The organism is Microbacterium sp. UCD-TDU (assembly GCF_000340625.1).
Lineage (GTDB): Bacteria > Actinomycetota > Actinomycetes > Actinomycetales > Microbacteriaceae > Microbacterium > Microbacterium maritypicum.
On sequence record NZ_KB454447.1, the window covers coordinates 626 to 21,236 of the forward strand.

At 68.8% G+C, this 20,611-nt stretch carries 20 protein-coding genes; all 20 read left to right on the forward strand.

The features are described 5' to 3' along the window. Window positions 1-1,362: hypothetical protein (locus D514_RS39230; protein WP_236610959.1), on the forward strand; the 1,362-nt coding region annotated here is incomplete at its 5' end. Next, window positions 1,362-2,399: an HAD-IIA family hydrolase gene (locus D514_RS30355; RefSeq protein WP_017830129.1), complete on the forward strand. Its 1,038-nt coding sequence runs from the start codon at window positions 1,362-1,364 to the stop codon at window positions 2,397-2,399. The genes D514_RS39230 and D514_RS30355, both read left to right, overlap by 1 nt. Window positions 2,400-2,451: 52 nt before the next feature. Next, window positions 2,452-2,628, forward strand: a complete 177-nt coding sequence (locus tag D514_RS38985; protein ID WP_164743656.1) for a hypothetical protein — start codon at window positions 2,452-2,454, stop codon at window positions 2,626-2,628. Further along, complete coding sequence (locus D514_RS30360) at window positions 2,625-3,422, forward strand: TlyA family RNA methyltransferase (RefSeq protein WP_017830131.1); 798 nt, start codon at window positions 2,625-2,627, stop codon at window positions 3,420-3,422. Before D514_RS38985 ends, D514_RS30360 begins: the two co-directional genes overlap by 4 nt. Further along, window positions 3,419-4,339 carry an NAD kinase gene (locus D514_RS30365; protein ID WP_017830132.1) on the forward strand — a complete coding sequence of 307 codons (921 nt, stop codon included), beginning with the start codon at window positions 3,419-3,421 and terminating at the stop codon, window positions 4,337-4,339. Before D514_RS30360 ends, D514_RS30365 begins: the two co-directional genes overlap by 4 nt. A 13-nt stretch (window positions 4,340-4,352) precedes the next feature. Then, window positions 4,353-6,044: a DNA repair protein RecN gene (recN, locus tag D514_RS30370; RefSeq protein ID WP_017830133.1), complete on the forward strand. Its 1,692-nt coding sequence runs from the start codon at window positions 4,353-4,355 to the stop codon at window positions 6,042-6,044. A gap of 17 nt (window positions 6,045-6,061) precedes the next feature. Beyond that, complete coding sequence (locus D514_RS30375) at window positions 6,062-7,756, forward strand: CTP synthase (RefSeq protein WP_017830134.1); 1,695 nt, start codon at window positions 6,062-6,064, stop codon at window positions 7,754-7,756. Next, window positions 7,749-8,330: an NUDIX hydrolase gene (locus D514_RS30380; RefSeq protein ID WP_017830135.1), complete on the forward strand. Its 582-nt coding sequence runs from the start codon at window positions 7,749-7,751 to the stop codon at window positions 8,328-8,330. Before D514_RS30375 ends, D514_RS30380 begins: the two co-directional genes overlap by 8 nt. Window positions 8,331-8,332: 2 nt before the next feature. Continuing rightward, on the forward strand, window positions 8,333-9,235 hold the full coding sequence (gene xerD, locus D514_RS30385) for a site-specific tyrosine recombinase XerD (RefSeq protein WP_017830136.1): 903 nt from the start codon (window positions 8,333-8,335) through the stop codon (window positions 9,233-9,235). A gap of 152 nt (window positions 9,236-9,387) precedes the next feature. Then, the gene (locus D514_RS30390) at window positions 9,388-10,404 is read left to right on the forward strand and encodes a hypothetical protein (RefSeq protein ID WP_017830137.1); all 1,017 of its coding nucleotides are present in this window, start codon (window positions 9,388-9,390) and stop codon (window positions 10,402-10,404) included. Continuing rightward, window positions 10,404-12,047, forward strand: coding sequence for a hypothetical protein (locus D514_RS30395; protein ID WP_017830138.1), 1,644 nt, complete (start codon window positions 10,404-10,406; stop codon window positions 12,045-12,047). Before D514_RS30390 ends, D514_RS30395 begins: the two co-directional genes overlap by 1 nt. After that, entirely contained in the window at window positions 12,044-12,724 is a 681-nt protein-coding gene (locus tag D514_RS30400; protein WP_017830139.1) for an ABC transporter ATP-binding protein, read from the forward strand. The genes D514_RS30395 and D514_RS30400 overlap by 4 nt, the downstream gene beginning before the upstream one ends. Next, complete coding sequence (locus D514_RS30405) at window positions 12,721-14,058, forward strand: ABC transporter permease (protein WP_017830140.1); 1,338 nt, start codon at window positions 12,721-12,723, stop codon at window positions 14,056-14,058. Before D514_RS30400 ends, D514_RS30405 begins: the two co-directional genes overlap by 4 nt. Window positions 14,059-14,166: 108 nt before the next feature. Beyond that, a complete protein-coding gene (locus D514_RS30410) occupies window positions 14,167-15,000 on the forward strand; it encodes a ParA family protein (protein WP_174799605.1) in 834 nt (277 codons plus the stop codon). Then, window positions 14,984-15,841, forward strand: coding sequence for a ScpA family protein (locus D514_RS30415; protein WP_017830142.1), 858 nt, complete (start codon window positions 14,984-14,986; stop codon window positions 15,839-15,841). Before D514_RS30410 ends, D514_RS30415 begins: the two co-directional genes overlap by 17 nt. After that, on the forward strand, window positions 15,831-16,445 hold the full coding sequence (gene scpB / locus D514_RS30420; RefSeq protein ID WP_017830143.1) for an SMC-Scp complex subunit ScpB: 615 nt from the start codon (window positions 15,831-15,833) through the stop codon (window positions 16,443-16,445). Before D514_RS30415 ends, scpB begins: the two co-directional genes overlap by 11 nt. Continuing rightward, window positions 16,442-17,248: a pseudouridine synthase gene (locus D514_RS30425; RefSeq protein ID WP_017830144.1), complete on the forward strand. Its 807-nt coding sequence runs from the start codon at window positions 16,442-16,444 to the stop codon at window positions 17,246-17,248. Before scpB ends, D514_RS30425 begins: the two co-directional genes overlap by 4 nt. Further along, on the forward strand, window positions 17,245-18,381 hold the full coding sequence (locus D514_RS30430; RefSeq protein ID WP_017830145.1) for a prephenate dehydrogenase: 1,137 nt from the start codon (window positions 17,245-17,247) through the stop codon (window positions 18,379-18,381). Before D514_RS30425 ends, D514_RS30430 begins: the two co-directional genes overlap by 4 nt. Further along, window positions 18,374-19,093, forward strand: a complete 720-nt coding sequence (cmk, locus tag D514_RS30435; RefSeq protein ID WP_017830146.1) for a (d)CMP kinase — start codon at window positions 18,374-18,376, stop codon at window positions 19,091-19,093. The genes D514_RS30430 and cmk overlap by 8 nt, the downstream gene beginning before the upstream one ends. A gap of 40 nt (window positions 19,094-19,133) precedes the next feature. Further along, complete coding sequence (der, locus tag D514_RS30440; protein WP_235562539.1) at window positions 19,134-20,606, forward strand: ribosome biogenesis GTPase Der; 1,473 nt, start codon at window positions 19,134-19,136, stop codon at window positions 20,604-20,606. Window positions 20,607-20,611 lie beyond the last annotated feature (5 nt).

The following is a 20,611-nucleotide window of genomic DNA, read 5'->3' on the forward strand; positions in this document are numbered from 1 at the left end:
GATGGTGGTGCCCCTCGTCGTGAGGGTGGGTACAACCGCGATGGTGGTGCCCCTCGTCGTGAGGGTGGGTACAACCGCGATGGTGGTGCCCCTCGTCGTGAAGGTGGCTACAGTCGCGATGGTGCAGCTCCTCGTCGCGAGGGTGGCGGGTACAGCCGTGACGGTGGTGCCCCGCGCCGTGAAGGTGGCTACAGTCGCGATGGTGCAGCTCCTCGTCGCGAGGGTCGCGGGTACAACCGTGATGGTGCAGCTCCGCGTCGTGAAGGCGGGTACAACCGCGATGGTGGCGCCCCCCGCCGTGAAGGTGGTTACAACCGTGACGGCGGCGCCCCTCGCCGTGAAGGTGGTTACAACCGTGACGGCGGCGCCCCTCGCCGTGAGGGCGGCGACCGCGACAAGTCCCGTTCTTTCCCGCAGCGTGGGGGAGCGGGTAGGGAGCGTCCGGCTCAGGCGGCCAACGAGCGTCCGCGGTTCGATGAGCCGCAGATCCCCGATGACGTCACGGCACGTGACCTCAACGGGGCAGCTCGCAACGAGCTGAAGACTCTGAGCAAGGAGAACGCCGAGCACGTCGCCCGTCACCTGGCGATGGCCTCCCGCCTCATCGACGAGGACCCTGCACTGGCTCACGAACACGCGCTGGCTGCGTCGCGACGTGCCGGCCGTATCGCGATCGTCCGGGAGACTCTCGGCATCACCGCGTACGCCACGGGGGACTTCGCCCTCGCTCTGCGCGAGCTGCGCACCTACCGTCGGATTTCGGGCAAGGACGATCAGATCGCTCTGATGGTCGACAGTGAGCGAGGCATCGGTCGTTCCGATCGTGCCCTGGAGACCGGACGAGCCGTCGATCGCTCTGCGCTCGACACGCCTGTCCGCGTCGCGCTGGCGATCGCGATGTCTGGCGCTCGCCTCGACCAGGGCGATCTCGAACTCGCACTGGGCGAGCTCGAGATCCCCGAGCTCGACCCCGATCGCGCATTCGAATGGAGCCCGGCTCTGTTCGCTGCTCGTGCCGCTGTCCTCGAAGATCTCGGCCGCACGGACGAGGCGGAGTTCTGGGCTCATCGCGCCGAGGTGGCCGCCGAGGCGCTGGGCGTCGATGAAGCCGGCGACGAGGAGATCTTCATCGAAGACAGCCTCATCGAAGGCGAGTTCCCGGACGACGGGGACGGCGCACAGGGCGTCGCTGCGGCGGCCTCTGACGATCTCGCTCCTGAGGGTGCCGAGGATGAGCCGGATGTCGAAGAGGAGAGCGCCTCTGACGACGACGCGTCTGCGGAGGCGGACCTGACGGTCGAAGATGAGGTGCGCGAGCTTCTCGGCGAAGACGAAGACGAAGACTCGGACCCGGAGGCGTAGTGGCGCTGTTCTCTCGGAAGCGATCCCCGCGCACTCCGCTCGACGGGGTCGACACGGTTCTCGCTGATCTCGATGGCGTGGTCTACGCGGGGCCTGGCGCGCTGCCGTTCGCTGTGGACAGCCTCAACGAGGCGGCGAAGTCGGCTCGACTCGGCTACATCACGAACAACGCGGCACGCACGGATGCCTCGGTCGCCGCGCACTTGAGCAGTCTCGGGCTGCGCGTCCAGGCATCCGATGTCGTCACCAGCCCGCAGGCCGCGATGCGACTGATGGCGCAGATCGTCCCCGCCCCGGCGACGATCCTCGTCATCGGCGGCGACGGCCTGGTCGACGAGGTGCAGAAGGCCGGCTACACGGTCACGCGAAGCGCCGAGGACTCGCCGAGCGCTGTCGTGCAGGGGTTCGCTCCGGAGGTGGCATGGACGGATCTCGCCGAGGCGGCCTACGCGCTCAAGGTCCCCGAGGACGAAGGGGGCATCCCGTGGATCGCCACCAACACGGACTGGACGATTCCGCGCGAACGCGGCGTCGCGCCGGGCAATGGGACGCTCGTCTCCGCCGTGCACACGGCCATCGGCAGGCTCGCGACGGTCGCGGGGAAGCCGGAGGAGCCGATCTTCCGTGAGGCCCTCGCGCGCTTCGGCGCGAAGAAGGCGCTCTTCATCGGGGACCGCCTCGACACCGACATCATGGGCGCGAGTCGTGTCGGGATCGACTCGGTGCTGGTGCTCACGGGCATCGATCGTCCGAAGCATGTGCTGGCCGCGCCGGAGGGTTCGCGTCCCACGTACATCCTCGGCGACCTCCGTGAGCTCCATGCCCCGTACCCCGAGGTGATCGAGCAGGGCGGTGTGTTCCACGTGAACGGCGCCGCAGTGCGCGTCTCGGGAGCGGATGTCGAGATCGTCGCGGAGTCGGGTGAGCAGATCGATCTGCTGCGCGCGGGCGCTGCCGCCATCTGGGCATCCGGGACCCCGGTGTTCGTGCTGCGGGTACCCGAGCGCCTGTACGACGATCCGTTCCATCGCCCCTGAGGCGGCTCGCGTGGCTCCCTCCGGCGTCGGAGGCGCCGCGTACAGTAGAACCGTGAGCGATGAGACGACGAGCGCGCCGACCGATGGTCTGTGGAGTCGACTGCGCCTGATCGAGGGGCAGCCGCTTCCGGCGCGAGCCGATGCGTACTCAGCCCTCCACGACGAGCTTTCACGTCGCCTCGACAGCGGCGCGAAGCTCGAGCAGCGGGAGACTTCGGGATCCCGATGACGCGACTCGACGCCGCCCTCGCAGCCCGAGGACTCGCCCGTTCGCGCAGCCACGCGGCCACCCTCATCTCCGAGGGGCTCGTGAGCGTGGACGGCCGCCCCGTCGTGAAGGCGTCCACTGCTGTCGACGACGCGGCGGAGATCACGATCGCCGGGGCCGACCACTACGTCGGGCGCGCAGCCCACAAGCTCATCGCCGGTCTCGACGGCTTCGCGATCCCGGTCCAGGGGCGGCTCGCGCTCGACATGGGCGCATCCACCGGGGGCTTCACCCAGGTGCTGCGGGAACGCGGAGCACGCAGAGTTCTCGCCGTCGACGTCGGGCACGGGCAGCTCGCCCCGACCATCGCCGCCGACCCGGGAGTGGTGGCCGTCGAGGGCTACAACGTGCGTCACATGACTCGCGAGAACCTCACCGCTGCGACGGGGGAGGCTGAGGCGCCCGACCTCATCGTCGGAGACCTCTCGTTCATCTCCCTCGAACTCGTCCTCCCCGCCGTCGCCGCCGTCGGCACAGCGGAATCCGACATCCTGCTGCTCGTGAAGCCCCAGTTCGAGGTCGGGCGCACCGCCGTGCGCGGCGGACTGGTCACCGATCCCGCCACGCGCGCGGATGCGGTGGCACGAACGGTCTGGAGCGCCTGGGACGCAGGGCTCGGAATGCTCGGCATCCTTCCCTCCCCGATCCTCGGAACGCATGGCAACGCCGAGTATCTCGTTCATCTCGCACCGGGCCGGGGAAGCAATCCGACAGAATGGCTGGACACCATCAACCGACTGGCAGGAGGACGATGAACGAGCGCAGCATCCTGGTCGTCGCCCACGCGGGCCGTGTGGACACCGTCGAGGCCGCCCGCCGGGTGATCGATGCGCTGAGAGAAGCGGACGCACGGCCCGTCCTCGCCGCCGATGATCACGAGGCCCTCGTCGCCGTCGACCCGTTCTTCGCCGAGACCGAGGTGCTCGGCGTCTCCGTCGACCCGTCCGACCTCGAACTGGCCATCGTGCTGGGCGGTGACGGTACGATCCTGCGTGCGGCGGAACTCGTGCGAGACAGCGGTGCACCGGTGCTCGGTATCAACATGGGGCACGTCGGCTTCCTCGCCGAGATCGATCGCGACGACATGGACAAGGCCGTGCGTCGTGTGATCGACCGTGACTACGAGGTCGAGGAACGACTGGCGCTGTCGGTTCGTGTGAAGGATGCCGACGGCACCGTGGTCTACGAGACCTGGGCCCTCAACGAGGCCACCGTCGAGAAGGCGAGCCGAGAGCGGATGATCGAGGTCGTGCTCGAGATCGACGGCCGACCGCTGTCGAGCTTCGGCTGCGACGGCATGGTCGTGTCCACCCCGACGGGCTCGACCGCCTACAACTTCTCGGCCGGGGGCCCGGTCATCTGGCCCAGCGTCGAGGCGATCGCCGTGGTGCCGTTGTCCGCCCACGCTCTGTTCGCCAAGCCGCTCGTCGTCAGCCCCGATGCCTCCGTCGCGATCGAGATGCTCGAGCGCACCGACGGCTCGGGCATTCTGTGGTGCGACGGCCGGCGCTCGCACGATCTGCCGCCGGGCGCTCGCGTCGTGGTGCGTCGGTCGTCGCGTCCGGTGAGGCTCGCGCGTCTGCATCCTACGGCCTTCACCGATCGCCTCGTGCGCAAGTTCCAGTTGCCCGTCGAAGGATGGCGTGGCCAAGCCCCGGGGGCATCGTCGTGATCGAGGAGACGTCATGATCGAGGAGATGCGGATGCAGGGACTCGGCGTCATCGCCGATGCCGTGTTGCCGCTCGGCCCCGGATTCACCGCGATCACCGGCGAGACGGGTGCGGGCAAGACGATGGTCGTCACCGGCCTCGGACTGCTGCTGGGTCAGCGTGCCGATTCCGGGGCGGTCCGTGCCGGCGCAGCACAGGCGTCGGTGGCCGGCGTCTGGATCGTCCCCGCCGCCGGCAGTGTCGCGGAGATCGTCGCCGATGCCGGTGGCGAGCTCGAGCCCGTCGGAGCCGGGAGCGCAGAGCTCTACGTGTCCCGCACGCTGAGCGCGGAGGGCCGCAGCCGTGCGAGCGTGGGAGGACGCGCCGCGCCCGCCGGTGTGCTGTCGTCGCTCGCGGAAGAGCTCGTCGTCGTCCATGGCCAGTCCGAGCAGCTGCGTCTGCGCTCGGCCGCGGCTCAACGCGATGCGCTCGACCGCTTCGGCGGATCTCCGATCACGGACGCTGTGGACCGTTACGCCCAGGCTTTCGCGCGCTGGCGGACCCTCGACAGCGAGATCACCGAGATCACCGAGAACCGGGACCGTCGTGCCGAAGAGGCCGCGCGTCTTCGCGAGGCCATCGCCCTCATCGAGGCGACGGCACCCGAGCCGGGGGAGGACGAGGAGCTCAGCGCGCGCGCGGAGCGTCTCGCCAATGCCGAAGAGCTGCGTCTCGCGGCTTCCCTCGCCCACGGCGCGCTCTCGAACGAAGACGGCGAGCCCGATGCCTCGGCACTCGTCGCAGAGGCGCGTCGCGTGCTGGAGAGGGCGTCCGACGCCCAGCTGACCGCGATCGGGGAGAATCTGGCCGACATCGGCTACCGCATCGCCGACACCGCCGGCCTCCTCTCCGCCTATCTCGCCGACCTCGATGAGACCGGTCCGCATGAGCTCGCCGCGGTCGAGGAACGCCGCGCCGCCCTCGGCACCCTGATCCGTGCACACGGATCTCTCGACGATGCCCTGGCCCTCTGGCAGACCGGATCCGCGCGATTGGCCGAGCTCGATGATGACGGAGATCGTATCGAACGCCTCATCGCCGAGCGGGATGCGGCGCGGAGCGAGCTCGACGCACACGCCGATGCCCTGACGGCAGCGCGCACCGAGGCCGCGTCCCGGCTCGGCGCGGCCGTGACCGAAGAGCTGCACGCTCTCGCGATGCCCGACGCGCGCCTGGAGGTCGTGGTCTCCGCAGGAGCGGAGAGCGCGCACGGTCGCGACGATGTCGCGATCCTCCTCGCTCCGCACCCCGGTGCGGAGCCGCGCTCCGTCTCGAAAGGTGCGTCCGGCGGCGAGCTCTCGCGCGTGATGCTGGCCATCGAAGTGGTGATCGCCGCGACGGACCCGGTTCCGACTTTCGTCTTCGACGAGGTCGACGCGGGCATCGGCGGAGCGGCGGCCATCGAAGTCGGGCGGCGACTCGCCCGGCTCGCCGAGAAGTCGCAGGTCATCGCGGTGACGCATCTCGCACAGGTCGCGGCCTTCGCGAACAACCATCTCTCGGTCGTCAAAGCCAATGACGGCGCGGTCACGGCCTCCAGCGTGCGGCGTCTGGAGGGGGAGGAGCGGGAAGCCGAGATGGCGCGTCTGCTGTCGGGACTCGCCGATTCCGATGCCGCTCTGACCCACGCCCGCGAACTTCTCAGCCTCCGCGTCCCCACTGCCTGATAGGATCGAAGCCCGTGATGAACTCTTCTTCTGCGGGACCCAAGAACGACACGACCAAGCACATCTTCGTGACTGGTGGTGTCGTTTCGTCTTTGGGCAAGGGACTGACGGCTGCCAGCCTCGGCAACCTCCTCACTGCTCGCGGTCTGCGCGTCGTGATGCAGAAGCTCGACCCGTACCTGAACGTCGATCCGGGCACGATGAACCCCTTCCAGCACGGCGAGGTGTTCGTGACGGATGACGGGGCCGAGACCGACCTCGACATCGGACACTACGAGCGCTTCCTCGACATCAACCTGTCCGAGGCGGCCAACGTCACCACGGGTCAGATCTACTCGCAGGTCATCGCGCGCGAGCGCCGCGGCGAGTACCTCGGCGACACCGTGCAGGTCATCCCGCACATCACCGACGAGATCAAGCGCCGCATGCGTCTGCAGGCCTCCGAGGAGCCGCGCCCCGACGTGATCATCACCGAGGTCGGCGGCACCGTCGGCGACATCGAGTCCCAGCCGTTCCTCGAGTCCGCCCGCCAGCTGCGCCACGAGCTCGGACGCGACAGCGTCTTCTTCGTGCACGTGTCGCTCGTGCCGTTCATGGGCGCGTCGGGCGAGCAGAAGACCAAGCCGACCCAGCACTCGGTCGCAGCCCTCCGCCAGGTCGGCATCCAGCCGGATGCGCTGGTGCTGCGCAGCGACCGTCCGGTGAGCGCGAGCAACCGCAACAAGATCGCTCTGATGTGCGACGTCGACGTCGAGGGTGTCATCAACACCGTCGATCTGCCGAGCATCTACGACATCCCCTCGACGCTGAACGACCAGGGTCTCGACTCGTACATCGTGCGCCGCCTGGGCCTGGACCAGAAGGCGGCCGACGTCGACTGGACCCGCTGGAACAAGGTGCTGCACGCGGTGCACAACCCCAAGCACGAGGTGACGATCGGTCTGGTCGGCAAGTACATCGATCTGCCGGACGCCTACCTCTCGGTGACCGAGGCGCTCAAGGCCGGCGGCTTCGCGCAGGAGACCAAGGTCAACATCCGCTGGATTCCCTCCGACCTCTGCGAGACGCCGGAAGGCGCCCAGGAGCAGCTGGCCGAGCTCGACGGCATCTGCGTGCCCGGCGGATTCGGTATCCGCGGCATCGAAGGCAAGCTCGGCGCGCTGAAGTTCGCGCGCGAGCAGGGCATCCCGACGCTCGGCCTCTGCCTCGGACTGCAGTGCATGGTCATCGAGTACGCCCGCGACGTGGCCGGAATCGTCGGTGCCTCGTCGAGCGAGTTCGACCCGGACACCGCAGAGCCCGTCATCGCGACGATGGCCGAGCAGGTCGACATCCTCGACGGCGGCGACCTGGGCGGCACCATGCGCCTCGGTCTGTACCAGGCCGCACTCGCCGAGGGATCGCTCGCCCGTGACCTCTACGGCGCTCCCGAGGCATCCGAGCGCCACCGTCACCGCTACGAGGTGAACAACGCCTACCGTGACCGTCTCTCGGCGGCAGGGCTGGTGTTCTCCGGACTCAACCCCGAGCTCGACCTGGTCGAGTACGTCGAGCTGCCGCGCGACGTGCACCCGTACTACATCGCCACCCAGGCGCACCCCGAGCTGCGTTCGCGTCCGACCGCCCCGCACCCGCTGTTCCGCGGCCTGGTCGGCGCGGCGATCGAGCGGCACCGTGCAAGCGAACTGTTCGACGTCAGCGCGGATGACTGAGTCGACGGAGAACCTCCGGGACGAGCCCTTCGAACCGGAGGTCCTCCGCAGCGACCTCGTCTACCGGGGCAGCGTCTGGGACGTGCGCTCCGACCGCGTGCGCTACGGCGAGGGCGAGATCGTTCGGCAGTACGTCGATCACACCGGCGCGGTGGCGATCGTCGCGCTCGACGACGAGGGGCGCGTGCTGCTGATCCAGCAGTATCGTCATCCGATCCGGCACCGTGACTGGGAGCTTCCGGCCGGGCTGCTCGACGTGGAGGGGGAGGAGCCTCTCGCTGCCGCCCGACGCGAGCTCGCCGAGGAGGCCGACCTGGTCGCCGCGCACTGGGAACCGCTGGTCTCCTCGTGGACGACTCCCGGCGGGAACGACGAGATCATCCACCTGTTCCTGGCGACCGGGGTCGCATCGGCCGGTGCGCCGCACGATCGCGAAGACGAGGAAGCGGACATCCGTGTGGATTGGGTGCCGCTGACCGAGGCCGTGTCCGCCGTGCTCACGGGGCGGATGCGAAACGGCATCCTCGCGATCGGTGTGCTCGCGGCCGCACAGAGGCTCCGCGATCGGAGCTGACGATGCTGCTCGAGCGCGCCCTCGACGCCTACCTGCGTCATGTCACGGTCGAGCGCGGCCTGAGCGCGCACACGATCGCGGCGTACCGGCGTGACCTCGGGACATACCGTGAGTGGCTGGTCGCCGAAGGGATCGGCGACACCGCCGAGGTGACGCCTGCGGTGATCGATCGGTTCATCGGCGAGCGGGCCTCGGCGGAGCCGCCCCCGGCCTCGACGAGCCTGGCCAGACTGCAGTCCTCGGTGCGGGGCTGGCATCGCTTCCTGACGCGGGAGGGTATCGAGGTCGATGACCCGAGCGCCCGTCTCCGTCCGCCGAAGGCTCCGCAACGGCTTCCCAAGGCGCTGACCATAGAGCAGGTCGAGCGCCTTCTCGCGGCACCCTCAGCCGACGAACCTCTCGGCATCCGGGATCGTGCTCTGCTCGAACTCCTCTACGCGACCGGCGCGCGCGTGTCGGAAGCGATCGACCTCGATGTGGACGATCTGGCTCACGGCGACGTCCTCAGGCTGAGGGGCAAGGGGTCGAAGGAGCGCATCGTGCCCCTGGGGTCTTACGCGCGCACCGCCGTGGACGCCTATCTGACGCGCGTGCGCCCGGGGCTCGCCATGAAGGGACGGGCATCGGCCCGACTCTTCCTCGGCGCTCGTGGAGCCCCGCTTTCCCGCCAGAGCGCGTGGCTGGTCATCCGGGCCGCCGCCGAGCGCGCCCAGATCACCACCGACGTCTCGCCGCACACCCTGCGGCACTCGTTCGCGACGCACCTCCTGCAGGGCGGTGCCGACGTACGCGTGGTGCAGGAACTGCTCGGCCATTCCTCCGTCGCGACCACGCAGATCTACACCCACGTCTCGGTCGACGCCCTCCGCGACATCTACGCGACCTCGCATCCCCGCGCGCGCTGAGGGGAGATGTCCTTTATCGGACGCGCCAGGGGTATCGCCCCGATTCTTCACGACGCGTGATTTATCATCCCACAGGTGGATGCGGGGCCCGCGGCTGACGATTTAGCGTGGAGGGCTCCGGCCATCTTCGGTCGTACAAAGGAGTCTTTCGCATGCGTTCCACCGTTCCTCTCGCCGCGCTCGCGGCGTCCGCCATGGTGTTCATCCTCACGGGCTGCGGAGGCGCGTCCTCCGACGACAAGCTCAGCTACGAGGACTCGCCGCTGAGCCAGTACCTCTCTGCGGCGTGGGGCGGAGACCTCTCGCAGGAGGAACAGCAGAAGAAGATGGAAAAGGAGCAGGCCCAGGTCGAGGAACTGGTCGCGCAGTGCATGGCCGACGAAGGGTTCGAGTACACGCCGAACGCCAGCAACGGCACCGTGATCTCGGATGGCAGCGAGTGGGAGCCCGAGAAGCGGGAGTGGGTCGAGAAGTACGGCTACGGGTACGTCAACAGCCCGTTCGCGGAGCAGGTCGAGGAGAACCCGTCCGAGCAGGAGAACTCCGACCCCAACGCCGACTACGTCTCCTCGCTCTCGGAGTCGGAGCAGACCGCGTTCTATGAGACCCTCTACGGCCCGAGCCCGGCGGAGGACGAGATGGCCGAGGACGGCAGCTACGAGTACCGCTGGGAGGACGCCGGCTGCCAGGGCTGGGCGCAGCATGAGGTCCAGGGCGACGACATCACGCAGTCCGAGGAGTTCAGCGCCCTCCGCACGAAGATGGAGGAGCTGACGACGGCTTCGCAGGAGTCCCCGGAGCTGGCCGACCTCAACGCGGAGTGGGCGTCGTGCATGGCAGACAAGGGTGAGCCCGGCTTCACGAAGCAGGCCGAGGCGGCGGAGTCGATCATGGAAGAGCAGAACAAGATCTATGAGACGGCTTACGGCGACGGCTCGGAGCCTGTCGACACCGAATCCGCCGATTTCGAGGACCCGAGCAAGAGCCCGGAGATGAAGGCGCTCGGGGAGCGGGAGCTGAAGCTGGCCCTCATCGATCTCGACTGCCGGGAGAAGACCTCCTTCGCGACGAAGTCCCTGGAGATCCAGTTCGCGCTCGAGGAGAAGTTCATCGCCGAGAACAAGACGGAGCTCGAGGCGTTCAAGGCCGCTGCAGAGCAGAGCAAGTGATGCGCGAGGACGATACCCCGACCACGAAGCTCCCCGCCGAATCCACACCCGATTCCGAACCCGATTCCACGGCCGCATCCACGGCGGAGACGACGGCGTTCTCCGACCTCATCGACGGCGCCGAGCCTGATCCCGATGCCGAGGAGAAGGCGACGGAGGCGGACACCTCTCGCGTGAGCGGGTGGGGACGGGTGCTGCGGGGGAATCGTGCACTCTGGATCGTGGCGCTCATCGCCGTGGTGTGCCTGGTCGCGGGGCTGCTCGTCGGCCGCTTCCTGATGTCGCCGGACGCCTCCAGTGCCGATGCACCCGAACCCGGCCTCGTCACGGCACCGGTCGATTTCGGCCCGCTCAGCAACGACGTGACGCTGCGTGCGGATGTCGGATACGCGGACGCGGTCGAGGTGAAGCTCGACACGTCGGCGTTCTCCGGCGCGGCGGTGGTCACGGGTCAGGTCCCTGAGGTCGGAGCCACTCTCACCCCGCTCTCGATCGCCCTCGAAGTGGTCGGGAGGCCGGTCATCGTGCTTCCGGGTGAGCTCCCCTCGTACCGCACGCTGCGGTTCGGCGTCTCCGGCCCGGACGTGCTCCAGCTGAAGCAGGCACTCACGAGCGTGGGGATCGGCGCCGGCGACGTGAACTCGAACGTGTTCGATCGGGCCACGGCTGATGCGGTCGCTCAGCTGTACGCGCAGGCGGGATATCCCGTGCCCTCGCCCGAGGATGGCGCGTCCGACGGCGTGCGGGCTGCCGAGGAGGGGGTCCGCGCGGCGCAGGCCGGAGTCACGGAGGCCCAGAAGGCGCTGAACGAGGCAGGAGCCGGACCCAGCGCCGTCGAGACCTGGCAGGCCGATGTGAAGGTGGCCGCGGCCCAGCAGGCTCTCGCCAAGGCACAGGGCGGCGACGGAGACGTGCAGCAGGCGCAGTGGGATCTGCAGACCGCCCAGCTCGAACGGGACGAGCTCCGCAAGGCCAGGGACACCAGTGCCCAGCGCTCGGCACTCGACTCGGCTCGCGCTCAGGTGACCTCTGCCAATCAGGCTCTCGAAGAGGCACGTCAGAAAGCGCTTCCCTACCTCCCCGCGAGCGAGGTGCTCTACCTCACTGAACTCCCGCGCCGCGTGGACGCCGTCGGCGTCGAGCGTGGATCGGTGCTGTCGGGCTCGGCCATGACCGTCTCGGGGGCGACGGTGCGTCTGACCGGTGCCGCAGCCGAGGCGGACGCCGCCCTTCTCACCGCGGGAGCGGAAGGGTCTTTCGAACTGCCAGACGGGACGGCGCATCGTGCCGTGATCTCGGAATTGAAGGCGGGCAAGGACAACAAATCGCGGTGGGAGGTGCTCCTCGACCCCGATCCGCTCACGCCCGAGCAGATCACCCAGCTGCAGGGGAAGAACGTGCGGGTCAAGCTCGCGATCGGTGCGACCGACGGAGACGTGCTCTCCGTTCCTCTCGCCGCACTCACCGCGGGGCCGGGCGGCGAATCCCGTGTGGAGGTCGTCGACTCCGATCCGCGTGAGGGCAAGGATGCGAAGACGAGGCTCGTCGTCGTCGAGACAGGACTCGCCGCGAAGGGTGCCGTCGAGGTGAAGGCCGTCGATGGCGGGCTCGAGGAGAACGACCTGGTGGTGGTCGGGCGGTGACGCCTGCACCTCCGCTCGTCGAGTTCCGCGATGTCACGCGCTCGTTCCCCGGCCCTCCCGAGGTGCAGGCGCTCAAGGCCGCGACGCTCACCGTGGAAGCGGGAGACTACATCTCCATCGTCGGACCCAGTGGATCGGGCAAATCGACCATGCTCAACCTTCTCGGGCTGCTCGATCGTCCGAGTGTGGGGGAGTACCGGCTTGCGGGTTCGCTCACCGGTGACCTCACCGAGGACGAGCGGGCGGCGGTGCGCGCGCGGTTCATCGGCTTCGTCTTCCAGTCGTTCCACCTGCTCCCGCGGCGCAGCGTGCTCGACAACGTGCTGATGCCCATGCTGTACAGCGGCGTGCCCAGACAGGAGCGCGAGGCCCGCGCACGGGCGGCGTTGACGCGCGTGGGCCTCGGACACCGCATCGACTTCTTCCCCAACTCGCTCTCGGGTGGTGAGCGCCAGCGCGTCGCGGTGGCGCGGGCGGTCGTCAGCAGCCCGCAGCTGCTTCTCGCGGACGAGCCGACGGGAAACCTCGACCAGCGCACCTCGGGCGAGGTGATGGAGCTGTTCGAGGAGCTGAACGCCGAGGGGCTCACCCTCATCGTCATCACCCACGACGATGCAGTGGCCCGGCGTGCCGGCCGCAGCATACGCATCGCCGACGGCCGATTGACGGAACTGTGAAACGCGTGCTGCGGCGTCGCAGGAACATCGAGGAAACCAGCGCCGAGAACTCCGGCGATGAGATCGTGGAGCCGAAGAACTCGGCGGCCGCGCTGCTCCCGGCGGTGAAGCATGCCGATCGGTTCACGTTCCAGGACCTCGTGGCCGAGGCCACGGCCGACATCGGCTCGCGACCGGCACGGCTCGTCATGACCATCCTCGGCACGGTCCTCGGTATCGCTTCGCTGGTCGCGACGCTCGGCTTCGCGCAGACCGCTGCCGCGCAGATCGCGAGACAGTTCGACGGCGTCGCTGCGACGCAGGTGGTCGTCACCCCGGCCAAGGCGCAGTCCGGCAAGGGGAACACGACGGTCGCGACCGGACGTCTGCCGTGGGACTCTCCCGAGCGCGTGAAGCTGTTGGCCGGTGTGGACAGTGCCGCACTGATCGCCCCGGTCGAGCTCGCGGACGGCGAGACGATCACGGCCGTGCCGGTGAACGATCCGTCGGCGCCGATCACGGCATCGCCCAAGCTCTTCGCCACCACGCAGGACCTTCCGGAGACGGTGGACGGCGACCTCGTGACCGGTCGCTTCTTCGATGACGGACATGACGCCCGTGGCGACCGCGTCGCGGTTCTGGGACAGCGCGCGGCCGAGCGGATGGGGATCAACCGCGTCGATTCGCAGCCCTCGATCTTCATCGCCGGTGTCTCGTATTCCGTCATCGGCATCATCGAGGGCATGGATCGCCGTTCCGAGTTCGTGGACGGGGTCATCATCCCTCAGGGGTCCGCCCGCGCCGACTTCGGACTCACCGCGCCCTCCGAGCTGACGATCCACATCGCGCTCGGGGCGGGGCCGCAGGTCGCGGAGCAGGCGGTGCTGGCCCTCCAGCCCGACGACCCCGACTCGCTCGAGGCGCGGTCACCGGCGGCATCGTCCGACCTCAGCCAGAACGTGCAGGCCGACGTCAACGTCGTGTTCCTCATCCTGGGCGTCATCGCTCTGCTCGCCGGTGGTCTCGGCATCGCCAACGTCACCCTGCTGTCTGTGATGGAGCGCATCGGCGAGATCGGCCTGCGGCGGGCGCTCGGCGCGACCCGGCGACAGATCGGCGCGCAGTTCATGGTGGAGTCCATCGTCATCGGGTTCATCGGCGGCATCATCGGGTCGGCGCTCGGCGTGCTCGCGGTGATCGCCGTCGCGGCGGTGCAGGGGTGGTCGCCCGTGACCGATCCTCTGGTGGCCGTCGCCGGGACACTCCTGGGGGCGCTGGTCGGATGGGCATCCGGATGGTACCCGGCACGTCGTGCAGCCCGCATCGAGCCGGTCGCCGCGTTGCGCGGCGTGTGAGAGGGGGCCCGGCCGGTACAATCGACCAAGCACGAAGGAGCAGGAGAACGGGTGGCTGAGAAAGTGGCGAAGTCCAGGGCGAAGGCGCAGAAGGCCGACGAGACCCCCATGGGACCCACCGGCCGCCCGTATCACGGGTTCCCGATCCCCGGGCCGTTGAAGTCGCACGGTCCTGCGCGCATCATCGCGCTGTGCAACCAGAAGGGCGGCGTCGGCAAGACGACGACCTCGATCAACCTGGCCGCGGCTCTCGCCGAGTACGGCCGGAAGGTCCTCGCCGTCGACTTCGACCCGCAGGGTGCGCTCTCGGCCGGCCTCGGCATCCCGACGCACGATGTGCCGACGATCTACGATCTGCTGCTGGACACCAAGCGCGACGCGCACGACGCGATCGTGCACTCGAGCGTCGAGGGTCTCGACGTCATGCCGGCCAACATCGATCTCTCCGCCGCCGAGGTGCACCTCGTCAACGAGGTGGCACGTGAGACGATCCTCGCCCGTGTCCTCCGCCAGGTGGCGGGGGAGTACGACGTCATCCTCATCGACTGCCAGCCCTCGCTCGGCATCCTCACCGTCAACGCGCTGACGGCCGCTCACGGCGTGATCATCCCGCTCGAATGCGAGTTCTTCGCGCTGCGAGGCGTAGCACTGCTGATCGAGACCATCGACAAGGTGCGCGATCGGTTGAACCCGTCGATCACGATGGACGGCCTGCTGGCGACGATGTACGACCCGCGCACGCTGCACTCTCGCGAGGTGCTCGAGCGCGTCGTCGAAGCTTTCGGCGACGACGTGCTGGAGACCGTGATCGGCCGCACCGTGAAGTTCCCGGATGCCTCGGTCTCGGGTGTGCCCATCACCGAGTTCGCCCCCGAGCACGCCGCCGCTCAGGCCTACCTGCGGCTGGCGCGGGAGCTGGTCGCCCGTGGCGCCGTCGCCTAGCGAAAGACCTGTCGACGCGTCGCCCGAGGAGGGCGCAGGCGATTCCGCGTCTGCCGACACCGCAGGCTTCCGGGTCTCGCTGTCGAACTTCGACGGTCCTTTCGACCTGCTGCTGAACCTCATCTCGAAGCACGAGATGGACATCACCGAGGTGTCGCTGAGCGCGGTCACCAACGAGTTCATCGCGTACTTGGGCGCGCTCGACGACGACGACGATCTCGATCAGGCTTCCGAGTTCCTGGTCGTGGCTGCGACACTGCTCGACATGAAGGTGGCAGGGCTTCTGCCGCAGGGCGAGCTGGTGGATGCCGAGGCCGTGGCTCTTCTCGAGGCGCGCGATCTGCTGTTCGCCCGGTTGCTGCAGTACCGGGCCTTCAAGGAGGTCTCGACGTGGTTCGCCCGCTGTCTGCAGCGCGAAGACCGTCGTCATGTGCGTGCCGTCCGCCTCGAGGAGAAGCACCGCCGCCAGACACCGGAGCTCGTCTGGTCGCTGACCGCCGACGACTTCGCCGCGCTCGCGCTGCTGGCCTTCGCGCCAAAAGAGATCCCGCACGTCGGGCTCGACCATCTGCACGCGCCGCTGGTCAGCATCCGCGAACAGGCGGCGATCGTGGTGACGCTGCTGCGTGGCGCCGAGTCGCTGAGCTTCCGCGAGCTCGTCGCCGGTGTGACCGAGCCGGGTATCGTCGTCGCGCGCTTCATCTCGGTGTTGGAGCTGTACCGGCATGCGGCACTGTCCTTCGAACAACTGGAACCGCTCGGCGAGCTGACGCTGCGCTGGGCAGCCGACTCCTGGTCGGACGAGACGCTGGCGACTTTGGGAGCCGACTATGACCGATGACGTGACCGACGAGATCCTGACCCCGGAAAGCACGGAAGCGGCGCCGGAGATCCCTCTCTCCGAGCGGATCGAGGCGATCCTGTTCATCGTGGACGAGCCGATCGGCCTCGTCGCGCTGGCCGCCGCGGTGGGGTCGCCCGTGCCCGCCGTGCGCCAGACGCTCGAGACGCTCGTCGAGGACTACGACGGTGTGGGCACTGGTCCTCGACGCGGCTTCGAGCTGCGGGAGGTCGGCGGCGGGTGGCGACTGTATGTGCGCGAGGACCTCGACGCCGTGGTGGCCGAGTTCGTCGGCGGACAGGCTCCCGCTCGTCTTTCCCAGGCTGCTCTCGAGACTCTGGCCGTGATCGCCTACAAGCAGCCGGTGACGCGCAGTCAGGTCGCCTCCATCCGCGCGGTGAACGTCGACTCGGTCGTGCGCACCCTCCTCGCCCGAGGCCTGATCACCGAGCTGTTCGCGGACTCCGAGACGGGCGCGATCAATTACGGCACGACCGACGCACTCCTCCAGCATCTGGGCATCAACTCGCTCGACGAGCTGCCCCCGATCTCCCCGCTGCTCGATGACGGGGCAGACGGATTCGACGAAGGGACCATCCGATGACCGGCTTCGACGCCTCGACAGAGTCCGAGACCGCACCCGAGGGCGTGCGCCTGCAGAAGGTCCTCGCCGGCGCGGGGGTGGCCTCGCGCCGCGTGGTCGAGCAGTACATCACCGAGGGGCGCATCCGCGTCAACGGCATCGTCGTCTCCGAGCTCGGCAGGCGGATCGACCCGGAGAACGACCTCGTCGACGTCGACGGCACCGCCGTGCAGCTCGATGTCTCGAAGCGCTACGTCATGCTCAACAAGCCCACCGGCGTCGTCAGCAGCATGAAGGACGAGAGCGGTCGTCCCGACCTCCGTCGCTTCACCGCCGACTACGAGGAGCGTCTGTACAACGTCGGCCGCCTCGACGCCGAGACCAGCGGGCTGCTCATCCTCACCAATGACGGCGCCCTCGCGCACGTGCTGGCGCACCCCTCGTTCGGTGTGACCAAGGTGTACATCGCGAAGGTCGAGGGCACCGTGCTGCCGCAGACGATCTCCAAACTCACCAAGGGCATCGAGCTCGAAGACGGTCCGATCGCGGCGGACAAGGCGCGGCTGCTGGACACGTCTCGCGGGTCGAGCCTGGTGGAGCTGACACTGCATTCCGGTCGCAACCGGATCGTCCGTCGGATGCTCGCCGCGGTCGGCCACCCCGTCACAGAGCTCGTGCGCCGCCAGTTCGGTCCGCTCCACCTGGGAACCCTCCCGGCCGGGAAGACGCGGGAACTGAGTAAAATCGAACTCGGCGCGCTTTTGACCCTGTCGCGCCGTGATTCCGGTGTCGCCGAGGCGCCAGGCGAGCAGGAGAACGAATGACCGATACGACGAGTGCGCCCGCGGGGCGGAGAGCGGGCTTCGTCGCGCCGCGCCTCTCCGGCACCGTCCGCATCGTCGGCGCCGGACTCCTCGGCGCCAGCATCGGGCATGCCCTCCGCACGAAGGGTGTCGACGTCGTGCTGACCGATGCCTCGCCCGCACAGCTCCGCCTCGCCGTCGACTACGGTGCGGGCCGCCTCCCTGCGGAGGATGACTCACCATCCCTGATCGTGGTCGCCGTCCCGCCCGACGTCACGGCCGACGTGATCCAGGCCGAGCTCGAACGGTTCCCGCACGCCGTCGTCACCGACGTCGCCAGCGTGAAGCTCGAGCCGTTCCGCACGCTCCGGGCACGCGGCGTCGATCTCGCCCGCTACATCGGCTCGCACCCGCTCGCCGGTCGCGAGCGCGGTGGGGCCATCTCGGCCCGCGCAGACCTCTTCATCGGTCGGCCGTGGGTGGTGTGCCGTGACGAGGAGACCAAGGCTTCCGATCTCGCCCTCGTCGAGGCTCTGGCGCTCGATGTGGGAGCGATGCCGCTCGAGATGACTCCGGAGGAGCACGACCGGTCGGTCGCACTGACCTCGCACGTGCCCCAGGTCGTGGCGAGTCTGCTCGCGGGTCGCCTGGCCGACGCAGAGGAGGGGGCCCTCCGTCTCGCGGGCCAGGGCGTTCGCGACACGACGCGGATCGCGGCATCCGCCCCTGAACTCTGGGTGCAGATCCTCGGGGCGAACGCCGCACCGGTCGTCGAGATCCTCGACGCGCTCGCGTCCGACCTCGGGGAGATATCCGACGCCCTTCGCCAGCCCGGGGCTCCCGGTGCCCGCCGCATCGTGGCCGAGACGATCCGTCAGGGCAACGACGGCGTCGAGCGTCTTCCCGGCAAGCACGGACAGAACCAGCGCTTCGAATCCCTCGTCGTCATGGTCGACGACACCGCCGGGCAGCTCGGAAGGCTGTTCGGCGAGCTCGGCGAGCTCGGCGTCAACGTCGAGGATCTCCGCCTCGAGCACTCTCCCGGCGCGCAGTTCGGTCTCGCTGAGATCAGCGTCGATCCGGCAGCGCTGCACGGTGCGATCACCGGACTGCAGGAGCGCGGCTGGCGCATCGCAGGGAGCACCAATGACTGACATCTCGACCTCTGCCGCGGAGACGCACGTGACCGACGCCCACAAGTTCATCGCGATCGACGGTCCGGCCGGCTCCGGCAAGTCCAGTGTGTCCAAGGCCGTGGCCCGCACGCTCGGCTTCGGCTACCTCGACACCGGCTCCGCCTACCGTGCGCTGGCCTGGCACGTACTCGATCAGGGTGCCGACACCGACGACCCCGAGACTGTTCGCGCCGCGGCGTCCGCGTTCCCGCTCACGCTCGGGCTCGACCCCGACGAGCGGACGGTGCTCGTCGGCGACGTCGATGTCACCGAGGCGATCCGCGACCCGCGGGTCTCCGGGGCCGTGAGCGGCGTGGCGCGCGTGCCCGAGGTGCGGGCACAGGTCAACGAGATGTTCCGGCGGCTCGTCGCCGAGTCGTCGTACCCCGCCGTCGTGGTCGAAGGGCGGGACATCACGACCGTCGTCGCCCCCGACGCCCCCGTGCGGATCCTCCTCACCGCGGCCCCCGAGGTACGGGCCGCCCGACGTGCCGGCGAACTCGCCGGCGAGAACGCGGCTGCTGTCGCCGCGGCGCTGCACAAGCGCGATGCCTCAGACAGCGCCGTCGTCGACTTCCTCAACGCCGCAGAAGGCGTCGAGGTCGTCGATTCGACGGAACTCGATTTCCCCCAGACCATCGATGCCGTCCTCACGGTGATCGAACGAATCCAAGGAGCACACCGTGGCTGACGACGAATACGAAGGCGGCCCCGACCAGCTCGCCGAGAAGATGGACCAGCTCGACGAGCATCTCGCCGAGCAGCGCGCGGAGACACTGCGCGCCGGGCTCTCCGACTACGAGCTGGACGACGAGGATGCGGAACTGCTCGCGGGCATCACGCTCGGCGAGGACGGCATCCACTACAGCCCGGCGCTGCCCGTGGTGGCGATCGTCGGACGACCGAACGTGGGCAAGTCCGCGCTCGTGAACCGTATCCTCGGCCGCCGTGAGGCCGTCGTCGAGGACACCCCGGGCGTGACCCGCGACCGCGTGACGTACAAGGCCGAGTGGGCCGATCGTCGCTTCTCGCTCGTCGATACCGGCGGATGGGAGCCCGACGCCCGCGGCATCGACCGCTCTGTCGCGATGCAGGCCGAGGTCGCGATCGACCTCGCCGACATGGTGCTGTTCGTCGTCGACGCGATGGTGGGTGCGACGTCGACAGACGAGCACGTCGTGAAGCTGCTGCGCAAGAGCGGCAAGCCGGTGTTCCTCGTCGCCAACAAGATCGACGATGCCCGTCAGGAGCCGGAGACCGCGGCCCTGTGGAGCCTGGGCCTCGGTGAGCCCCACCCCGTGTCCGCCATCCATGGACGTGGCGTCGCCGACCTGCTGGATGCCGTGCTGAAGAAGCTTCCCGAGGTCTCCGCCGTCGCGAAGCAGGAGATCGGGGGCCCCCGTCGAGTGGCGATCCTCGGTCGCCCGAACGTCGGCAAGTCGTCGCTGCTGAACAAGGCGGCCGGCGAGGAGCGCGTGGTCGTGAACGATCTGGCCGGCACCACCCGCGACCCCGTGGATGAGGTCGTGGAGCTCGGCGGGAAGATGTGGCGACTGGTCGACACGGCCGGCATCCGCCGCCGCGTGCACATGGCCCAGGGCGCGGACTTCTACGCCTCGCTGCGCACTTCTGCCGCGCTGGAGAAGGCCGAGGTCGCCGTCGTCGTACTCGACGTCTCCGAGTCGATCAGCGAGCAGGATGTGCGCATCATCGACCTCGTGCTCGAGTCGGGCCGCGCGCTCGTGCTCGCGTTCAACAAGTGGGATCGTCTGAACGACGACGACCTCGAGAACGCCGACCGCCGTCGCTATCTCGAGCGTGAGATCGAGCAGGACCTGGCGCACGTCGCCTGGGCCCCGCGCGTGAACATCTCGGCGAAGACCGGTCGTCACCTCGACAAGCTCGTGCCGGCGCTGGAGACGGCGCTGGAGAACTGGGATCGTCGTATCCCCACGGGCAAGTTCAACGCCTTCCTGGCGGAACTCGTGGCCGAGCACCCGCACCCGCTGCGTGGTGGAAAGCAGCCGCGTATCCTGTTCGGCACCCAGGCGTCGACGCGTCCGCCGACGTTCGTGCTGTTCACGACAGGCTTCCTCGACCCGGGATACCGCCGATTCATCCAGCGGCGTCTGCGTGAGCTCTACTCGTTCGAGGGCACGCCGATCGTGATCAACATGCGGGTGCGCGAGAAGCGTCAGCGCTGATCTGT